This is a genomic window from Sandarakinorhabdus sp. (genome assembly GCF_032115815.1).
Taxonomy (GTDB): Bacteria; Pseudomonadota; Alphaproteobacteria; order Sphingomonadales; family Sphingomonadaceae; genus Sandarakinorhabdus.
In genome coordinates, this window is record NZ_JAUMBI010000130.1 from 1 (window position 1) to 9,201 (window position 9,201).

At 66.8% G+C, this 9,201-nt stretch carries 7 protein-coding genes and 1 pseudogene; 2 read left to right on the plus strand and 6 right to left on the minus strand.

What is annotated here, in order from left to right:
- The 6 genes and pseudogenes from RT662_RS07800 to RT662_RS07825 all read right to left on the minus strand — a co-directional run.
- Positions 1 to 234 (minus strand): annotated as a pseudogene (locus RT662_RS07800) (hypothetical protein); the annotation flags it as partial.
- Positions 231 to 1,139, minus strand: coding sequence for a sugar ABC transporter permease (locus tag RT662_RS07805; protein WP_313670147.1), 909 nt, complete (start codon positions 1,137 to 1,139; stop codon positions 231 to 233). The pseudogene RT662_RS07800 and the gene RT662_RS07805, both read right to left, overlap by 4 nt.
- Positions 1,132 to 2,415, minus strand: a complete 1,284-nt coding sequence (locus RT662_RS07810) for an ABC transporter substrate-binding protein (RefSeq protein WP_313670148.1) — start codon at positions 2,413 to 2,415, stop codon at positions 1,132 to 1,134. The genes RT662_RS07805 and RT662_RS07810 overlap by 8 nt, the downstream gene beginning before the upstream one ends.
- A gap of 154 nt (positions 2,416 to 2,569) precedes the next feature.
- The gene (locus tag RT662_RS07815) at positions 2,570 to 3,721 is read right to left on the minus strand and encodes an FAD-binding oxidoreductase (RefSeq protein ID WP_313670149.1); all 1,152 of its coding nucleotides are present in this window, start codon (positions 3,719 to 3,721) and stop codon (positions 2,570 to 2,572) included.
- Positions 3,718 to 5,391 (minus strand): FAD-dependent oxidoreductase, encoded by a 1,674-nt coding sequence (locus RT662_RS07820; protein ID WP_313670150.1) that lies wholly within the window; start codon positions 5,389 to 5,391, stop codon positions 3,718 to 3,720. The genes RT662_RS07815 and RT662_RS07820 overlap by 4 nt, the downstream gene beginning before the upstream one ends.
- 90 nt (positions 5,392 to 5,481) lie before the next feature.
- Positions 5,482 to 6,534 (minus strand): NAD(+)/NADH kinase, encoded by a 1,053-nt coding sequence (locus RT662_RS07825; RefSeq protein ID WP_313670151.1) that lies wholly within the window; start codon positions 6,532 to 6,534, stop codon positions 5,482 to 5,484.
- A 127-nt stretch (positions 6,535 to 6,661) separates the two neighbouring features.
- Between RT662_RS07825 and RT662_RS07830 the strand changes: the two genes are divergently transcribed.
- Together RT662_RS07830 and RT662_RS07835 are read left to right on the plus strand one after the other, a co-directional pair.
- On the plus strand, positions 6,662 to 8,017 hold the full coding sequence (locus tag RT662_RS07830) for a hypothetical protein (RefSeq protein ID WP_313670152.1): 1,356 nt from the start codon (positions 6,662 to 6,664) through the stop codon (positions 8,015 to 8,017).
- Positions 8,014 to 9,201, plus strand: a 1,188-nt coding sequence (locus RT662_RS07835) for an aminotransferase class V-fold PLP-dependent enzyme (protein WP_313670153.1), incomplete at its 3' end; no start/stop codon positions are given. The genes RT662_RS07830 and RT662_RS07835, both read left to right, overlap by 4 nt.

The window sequence follows — 9,201 nt, forward strand, 5'->3', positions numbered from 1 at the left end:
CGTTGATGTCGCCAGGATCATCGAATTGGCGAAATATTGCAGGAACGGCGTGTCCTGGAGGACGCGGGCATAATGTTCGAAGGTGATGGCCTTGGGCAGCAGCGTGGGCGAGGTGGAAAACAGCTCCGCCGCCGGCTTGACCGAGGTGATCAGCATCCACAGCAGCGGAAAGGCAATCACCAGCACGATCGGCCAGGTGATAAGGCTGACAATCCAGGCCGGGCGCTTCTTCATGCCGCCGCCTTCCGGGCGCGCTGCAGATAGGCCAGCATGAACACCAGCATCACCAGCATCATCGAAACGGCATAGGCCGCCGCCATGCCCATCTGGTTCAATCCGAAGGCCTGCTGATAGACAATCAGCGGCAAGGTCCGCGTGCCATTCACCGGCCCACCGCCGGTCATCAGATAGATGAGATCGAATTCCTTGAAATCCCACACGGTTCTGAGCAGAATCACGATGGTCAGCACGTCGCGCAGCTGCGGCAGGGTCACGTCGAAAAAGCGGCTGATCGGCCCGGCGCCATCGATGCGGGCGGCTTCGTACAGTGCTTCCGGAATGGTTTGCAGGCGCGCCAGCACGGCGATGACGACAAAGGGAAAGAATTTCCACGCACCCACCACCATGATGCTGAGCATGGCGTTGGGCATGGCGCCCAGCCAGTTCACAGGCGCATCGATCAGGCCGGCCGTCATCAGGGCATGGTTCACGATGCCGTAGAGATCGTTGAACAGCCAGCGCCACACCAGCACGGCCACTACGGTGGAGAGGAAATAGGGGAACAGCACCAGGCTGCGCGCCAGCGAGCGGAAGATGATATTCTGATGCAGCAGCAGCGCCATCGCGACGCCGATCAGGATCTGCAGGGTGAGCGTACCCGCCGTCCAGATCGCGGTTGTCAGCAGCGCAGCCCAGAAACCGCCGCTGCCCAGCAGCTCGCGATAATTGGCCAGGCCAACCCAATGGCCTTCCAGCGTGGGTGTGTAGACCGACTGGAACGACAGCGCGATGGCCGAGAGCAGCGGATAGACGATGACCGCACCGAGCACGAGCACCGTTGGCGCAATCAACAACAGGCCGAGCAGGGCGTCCCGCCGTTCCCGCGACAGGCCCGAACGTTGCAGCGCGATGTCAGGCACGCATCAGCTCCGCCAGCCGCTTGGCCGTGGCGGCCACGGCCGGCTTGGGCGCCTCATTGTTCAACACCACGCGCTGCACCAGTTCGGCAATGGCGTTGCTGGCAATGATCTCGTTCGCCTTCAGATTGGGCCGGTGTGCCGACGTTTCCTGGCCCAGATTGTGCCCGGTTGCGGCCGTTCGCGTCATCAGATCGATCTCGGCGGGATAGCGGGCGATGAGCGTGTTGGCCTGATAGCGCGGGTCCGTCGGCACCGATTTCAGCACCGGCAGCACATGGCCGGGGGCGGCGTGCAGCTGCTGGATGTAGAACTCAGGCTGATACAGCGCGGCGGCAAAGGCCTTGGTCTCAGCCAGGTGCGGCGCGCCCTTGGGGATCATCAGGCAGGGAAAATCGTTGAACGTCCACGCCGGAATCGCCGCCGACATGGTGGGATAGACGGTGCAGCTGATAGCATCGGCGATGGCCGGATTCTGCGCCGCCACATTGGCCAGCACCCGCCCGCCATAGATGCCGGTGGCCGTCGCGCCAGACACGAACGCCGTCAGGCTTTCGCCCCAGCTGAAGTTGGACGCACCAGCCGGGCAAAACTCCCGCATCGAACGGTAGAATTCCAGCGCATCATAGGTCGGCTGGCTGTCAATCGCCACGGCAAGATCGGGCGCAAACACCTGCCCGCCGGCACGGTGGATGAAGCCGATGAAGATCAGCGAGGTCATCGCGTTCATGCCATAGGGCAGCGCCGCGCCATAAAGGCCCGGCTTCTGCATCGCCTGGGCGGCCCGGCGCAGTTCGTCCCACGTTTTCGGCGGCGCCGCGATGCCGGCCGCCTGCAACAGGTCCTTGCGGTACCACAGCATGTCCACCGCGGTGTTGCCGATGGCGAGCGCGCAATGCTGATTGTCGGCGGTGCGATAAATGTCGTTGGTGCCATCGAGGAACTGCGTGGCTCCAATGGCCTTGATGACGTCGTCAACCGGCTCCAGCAGCCCTTCGGCGTAGTAATTCTGCGCTGCAAACGACGGCAGATGGGTGACGATGTTGGGCAGTTGCTTGGCGGCAAAGGCTGACGCAAACTGGGCGGGATAGCCTTCATCCGACGTCGGCTCGAACACCACCCTGATGCCGGGATTGGCGGCTTCGAAAGCGGCGATGCGCGCCTTGTAGCTTTTCAGCTGATCGGGTGCGGCCTGCGGGGACCACCAGCGCAAGGTGGTGCGGCTGTCACTGCCGCCACAACCGCTCAAGGCGGCGGCGGCACCGGCGCCGGCCAGCACGCCCAGGGCCGTCCGCCGCGAGATTGGCGATGCCAGGGGCGGGCGCCCAGGTTCCATCAAATCACCCAAGATGGCCTCCCCCAAGTTGTTCGCAATGCGCCCATATGTTCACTATGAGCAGGTGACTCGGGCTTCGCAAGGTCCAATCTCGCCGTCATTCAAAGCGCTCTGGCCGGAAGGGCGATATGTCTTCGCCGGGTTTGCGGCCCAGCATCACATCAGCCACCAGCCGCGCCGAAAGCGGCCCCAGCGTATAGCCGGCATCGCCCGGAATGGCGACAAACAACCCCGGAATGGCCGGCACCGCGCCCAACACGCCCATGCCATCCACCGAGGTGTTGAGGCCGGCCCAGGTGCGGATGATCCGCAAGTTTCCGATGGATGGCACGATATGCTGCGCCAGGCTGGCATTGGCGATCAGGCTGGCAAGCTCCACCTCGGCATGGCCGCCGGGCGCATCCTGCCGCGCCGGCCAGCCGCCGCCGATGACGATCTGGCCGGTGCCGAACTGTTTCAGCGTGATCATGCGATCGGCGTGCTGCACCAGATGGCCGATCAGCGGCGCGGTCGCCTCGGTGATGTTCATGTGCAGCGGTTCCGCCACGGCCGGTATGGTGATCGCCGGTTCCATTCCGGCCGCCAGCAGGCGGGTGCCGGAACCGGCGGCCAGCACCACCCGGCCTGCCGTCACGGTGCCGCGCGTGGTGGTAACGGCAAAGCCGGTGCCGGATCGGGCGATGCCCTCCACTCGGACCCCTTCGGCAAGCACCACCCCGCGCGCCAATATCCAGCTGCGGATGGCGGCGTTGCACAACAGCGGATTGAGCTTGCCTTCATTGGCGCACAGTTCCGCCCCCACGATGGATGGCCCGAAATAGGGCGCAATCGCATCCAGTCGCGCCCGATCGAGGATTTCAACATCAAGGCCAAGTTGCCGTTCGCGCCTGGCCTTCACGCCCAGGAAATCCAGCTGGTCCTGGCTTTCCGCCACCATCAGCCCGCCGGTCATCTTCAGATCGAAATCCGCGTTCAGGCTGCTGGCCAGTTCACGCCAGAACGCCACCGCCTTGGGGTAGAGCGGCAGCTGCAATTCCATATTGGGCACGTTTTCCGGGTAGAGGCGCATGAAGCGGCTCTGCATCTGCACGTGCAGGCTGCCGGCGTTGGCGGACGATCCGGCGCCGCACCCCTCATCGACCACGAGCACATCCTGGCCTTCATCGGCCAGAAAGCCCGCGACGCAGGCGCCGACAACACCGGCGCCGATGACAACCGTGCCGATTGAGGCTGGCAGAGCGTCGCTCACGGTTTGCCCGCCAGATCGCGGATCGTCACCGGCCGGAACGGCGGGCGCGGGGCAAAGCCGGACGTTTCATCGGGCGCCTTGCCCGTGGCCTCCTGGATCAGCGCCTCCAGCAGCGGCCGGCAATAACGGCCCTGGCACGGACCCATGCCGATCCGGGTGGCGCGTTTCACCGACCCGGCGTCGTTCAGCCCCCCGGCCAGCGCGGCCCGCGCCGCGCCGAACCGCACCTCTTCGCAGCGGCAGATCATAGTGTCGTCCGGCACCTCCGCGATGGCCAGCGCCGGCGCGCGATACACGTCCCACAATGCCTGCTGGAAGCGGCGGTGGCGCTGCGCCGCCGTGGCGGCCTGCCGGCCCAGCCGCGCCAGTTCCGGGCCGATGGCATGGCCAAGCCCGGCCACCGCCGCCAACCCGGCCAGCGTGCCATCTGCCGCCGCCACCCGCGCGCCGCCCAGCCCGGTGCAATCGCCCAGCGCATAAACACCGGCCACGCTGGTCTGGCCATCGGCGTCGCGAACCGTCACCAGCCGCGTGCCATCATGATCATGGCGGCACCCGAGCGCGCGGAGCAATTCATTCGACGGTTCAAAGCCATAGCCCAGGCACAGCACATCGGCTTCCAATACGCGCGTCGAACCACCGCCCGCCAGCGTGACCGCCAGCCCCGACGGCCCCTGCTCGACGGCGGAGACCACCATATCATGCAGCATCGGCACCCCGCCTGTCAGGCAGCGCCACTGATAGGCAAGCCCCTGCGCCACCAGCCCCGGCGATGCCAGCGCCATCGCTGCAACGGCCGTCGGCGCACGCGTGGCCGGGCCGGCAGCTTCGACCACCGCCACCACCTCCGCCCCGCCACTGCGCAGTTCAGCCGCGAGCTGCAGGTTGAGCGGGCCATTGCCGGCGATCAGCACGCGCCGGCCGGGCAGGCGGCGGGCGGTGCGCCACAGGGTCTGCGCCGCACCCGTGGTCATCACGCCGGGCAGTTCCCAGCCCGGCACCGGCCAGGCGCGTTCATAGGCCCCGGTCGCGACCACGACAGCGCGCGGCAGGTAACGCCTCGTCTCGCCCTTGTCAGACGTGGCGGCAAACTCCAGCGGCCGGAACGCGCCCCACACACTCACCCCGCTGCGGATCACCACACCGGCGGCGCGCGCCTGTGCCACCAGCGCCAGGCCTTCGCGATGCTGGGCATCGGGCGGCGCGATATCGTCGCCCGCAACCGCAACCGGCTTGAAATACTGGCCGCCGGGCGAACGCCGTTCATCCAGCACAACCACCTCGGCGCCGGCCTTGCGCGCCGCGATCGCCGCCGAAAGCCCGCCCGGCCCGGCGCCGATCACCAGCAGTTCGGGGCGTTCCACCGCCAGTTCATCGATCGTGGCCGGTGGCAGCGCGCCGCTCACCGGCGCCAGTGCCGCGCCGTGGCGCTGCCGCCGGATCGACAAGGGCCGATCAACCACGGTCATGCAGGCCCGCTTGCCCGGCACGCCATCCACTTCAACCAGGCAATCCTGGCACACGCCCATGCCGCAAAAAACGCCGCGTTCCGCCGCAGTGCGCGTGATGCGAAAACCGCGGATGCCATGCGCGGTCAGCGCCGCCGCCACGCTTTCGCCGGCGCGGGCCTTGATGGGCTTACCTTCAAACTCGATCACAAAACCGCTCATCACCGCTCTTCTGTCAGGCCCGAACCCGGCGCATCGCCGTGGCCGAGGCGCACGCTACAGCCGGCGGCCGCTGTGGCAAGCTTTCGCGGATCATGCGGCATCAATGCGCATCATCATGGCTTGGCGCGGCCCGGTGCGGACCTGCACAAAACCGGCCAGCCGGGCATCAAGCGCCGCATCGCCGGTGTCCACCAGCAGCGCCGGCCGCGGCAACGCCGCCAGCTTGGCTGCCGACGCGATGATAATCGGCGGCCACTGCACGCGGGCAAGCACATCCGGCCCCAATTGCTGGTTGCCGCGCCCCAACAGAAAGCCTTGCCCGCCCACCACGCCGAGCAACAGCAGCGCCCCGCCGGGCAGCGCCAGCAATTGCGCATGCGTTGCGTTTTCGATCAGCAATGCGCCATGGGCAAACACGTCAACGCCCAGCATTGTGCCTTTACCCGCCAGCGCCATCTTCAGGCGGTGCATGGTGAGGCCGGGGCCGATAAGGCACAGGGGTGCTGCGCGCACCATGGCCGCATCCTCGGCAATCGCGCCCGCCAGCGCTGCATCGGCATCAGCGCGGGCCGCCTTGGCGGCCTGACGGGCAGGATGAGACAGCACCTTCACTGTGCCATGGAGGCGGATTGTGCCGTCTGCATCGCGGTCGATCACCTCTGCGTCCACCATGTCGATCAGGGGGCCGCACATGGCCTTGCCCAGCATCGCCGCCGCCGCGCCCGGCGAGGTGGCAAACACGCTGCTATGCATCTTGACGCCGGCGGGCACACCCAGCACCGGCACATCGGGCGCGGCCGCCAACACGTCGCGCGCCGTGCCATCGCCGCCCACGAAGATGATCAGCTGCGCGCCGGCCGCCAGGCAGGCCTCCACGCAAGCGGTTGTATCGGCGCCGGTTGATGGGCCTTGTGGCCGGTGCACAATGTCGGGCGCAAAGCCCGCTGCAATGGCGATATCCGCCCCCATCGCGCCGCTGCCGGTGAGCAGGTGCGCGCCGGTGCCGATAAGCCCCTTCAGCGCCAACGCCGCCCGCGCTGCCGCCCAGCCGGCCGCGGCATTCAGGCCCAGCCCGTCGCTGCCCTTCAGGGCTAGCGGGCCGCCGGCACCGGCCAACGGGTTGACAATAAAGCCAAGGCGCACGCACTGTTCCTGTTGTTCGCAAGGGCGATATCGTGTGCGCTGTCAGCACAATCTGGCAAGCGGTTTCACGATCCGCCGAACATTTCTTGAAGGTTTGCCGATGGTTCAATCGCGTGCGCATCCGTTCATGCCAAATTCGGCAGCGGCCGGCAAAGCGGCCCTGCTTGACGAACTGGGGCTGACCGGCACCGAGCCCTTGTTTGCCCAGATCCCCGCCGTGCACCGCCTGCAGGCCTTGCCCGATCTGCCGCCGGCGCTGACCAGCGAGGTGGAACTTTCCCGGCACCTGAACGCACTGCTCGACCGCAATCGCCCGGCGGGTGACGGCCTGTCCTTCCTGGGCGGTGGCATCTGGCAGCATCATGTTCCCGCCGTGGTGGACGAAATCGTGGGCCGGGCCGAATTCCTGACCCCGGTGTGGGGCACGCCGAGCAGTGATTTCGGCCGCAACCAGGTGTGGTGGGAATTCACCAGCCAGCTGGGCGCGCTGCTGGGCCTGGAGCTGGTGGGCCTGCCGGTTTACAGCTGGGGGGCCGCGGCTGGCCACGCTTTCCGGATGGCGGCGCGACTGACGGGGCGAAACCGCATCATCCTGCCGGCGGCGATCAGCCCGGAACGGCTGGCAGTGATTGAGGGCTATGCCCGCAGCGCCGATCCGGCGATGCGATTGGAACTGGTGCCGGCGCCGTGCGACGCCGCTGGGCGCCTCGATCTTGCTGCCGTGGCCGCGCTGGCCGACGCACGCACCGCCGCAATCTGTTATGAGAATCCCGCCTATCTGGGCGGCCTTGAAACCGGCGCGGCCGAACTGGCCGCAATTGCCGCCCGCGTGGGTGCCGAAACCATCGCGGGCGTTGATCCCATCAGCCTTGGGGTGATCGCGCCGCCGGGCGAACTGGGTGTCGATATCGCGGTGGGAACCATCCAGACTCTGGGCGTCCACATGCACGCCGGCGGCGGACTGGGCGGCTTCATCGCCACCCGCGACGAAGCCCGCTATGCCGCCGAATATCCCACGCTGCTGAACAGCCTGACCACCACGGTGGATGGCCAGCTGGCCTTTGGCCTGATGCTGTTCCACCAATCCAGCTATGGCAGCCGCGAGCTGGGCAAGGACTGGACCGGCAATAGCACCTATCTGTGGGCCGTTGCCGCTGCCACCTATATGGCATTGCTCGGCCCGGCCGGCTTTGCCGAGATCGGCCATCTGATCCTGGCCCGCACCCGATTTGCCGGCGAAACGCTGGCCGGCGTGAACGGGGTGAAGGTCGCCGAAATCGGCGGCGTGTTCCGCGAACTGCTGCTGGATTTCTCCGCCAGCGGGCGCAGCGTTGCCGCCATCAACCGGGCGCTGCTCGATCGGCACGGCATCTTCGGCGGCATCGAGATCACCCCGGACCGCGCGCTGTTTGCGTTCACCGAATGCCACAGCGAGGCCGATATTGTGCGCCTTGCCGACGCGTTGCGGGAGGTGCTGTCATGAGCTTGCGGCGTTATCATGCGGCTCGCTGGGACGAGCCGCTCATTCACCAGATTGGCGCCCCCGGCCGGCGCGGACAGCATTTCCCGCTGGTCAGCAGTGAGGGCCTGGTGCCGGCCGGGTTGCAGCGCACATCGCCGCCCGACCTGCCCGAACTGAGCGAGCCCGAAGTGCTCAACCATTTCCTGCGGCTTTCCCAGGAAACCATGGGCATGATCGGCGTCAGCCTGTTTGGCACCTGCACGATGAAATATAATCCGCGCGTTAGCGAACAGGCGGCGCGGCGGCTGGCGGGCGTGCATCCGGCCCAGCCGGCAGAGACGATGCAGGGCTTGCTGGCCGCTGTGCATGGGCTTGATCTGATGCTGCGCAGCCTGTCGGGCATGGATCGCTTCACCTTCCAGGCCGCTGGCGGCGCCGATGCGGCGTGGACGCAGGCCGTGATCACCCGCGCCTTTCATGCAGCGCGTGGGCAGGGGACCAGCCGCACCAAGATCATCACCAGCCTGCAAAGCCATCCCTGCAACCCCGCGACTGCGGCGACGGCGGGTTTCGAGGTGATCACCCTGCCGTTGGGCGAAAACGGCTACCCGTCGCTCGATATGCTGAAAGCCGCGCTTGGCCCCGATACCGCCGCGCTGATGATCAACAATCCCGACGACATGGGGGTATACAACCCCGAGATCATGGAGTGGGTGCGGCTGGTGAAAGAGGCCGGCGCATTGGCCTTTTATGATCACGCCAATTTCAACGGCGTGATGACCAAGATCCGGGCGCGTGACCTTGGTTTTGATGCCTGCATGTTCATGCTGCACAAGACGTTCGGTGTCTCAAAGGGCGGCGGCGGCCCGGCGGTGGGCGCCTATGGCTGCACGGCCGAACTGGCGCCGTTCATGCCGGGGCCGCTGGTGGTGGAGGACAGCGGCGCGTACCGGCTGGAAACACCGCCGCGGCAGGCCGCCAAGGTGCGCGAGTATCTCGGCAATCTGCAGCAGGTGTTCAAGGCCTATGCCTGGACGCGGGCGATGGGCGCCGAGGGGCTGGCCGAAGCCAGCGATCTCTCGGTGCTGCTCAACAACTATATGGAAAAGCGGCTGCTCACCTTGCGCGGCGTCACCCGCTCCCACCCCGAACAGACCAGCCCGCGCCTTGAAATGACCCGCTATAGCCTGGGCACATTGTTCGAG

Bases quoted from the DNA above. Each gene is read 5' to 3' on its own strand.
- RT662_RS07830 (WP_313670152.1), top strand. From the start codon at position 6,662: ATGCCAAATTCGGCAGCGGCCGGCAAAGCGGCCCTGCTTGACGAACTG.
- RT662_RS07820 (WP_313670150.1), bottom strand. From the start codon at position 5,391: ATGAGCGGTTTTGTGATCGAGTTTGAAGGTAAGCCCATCAAGGCCCGC.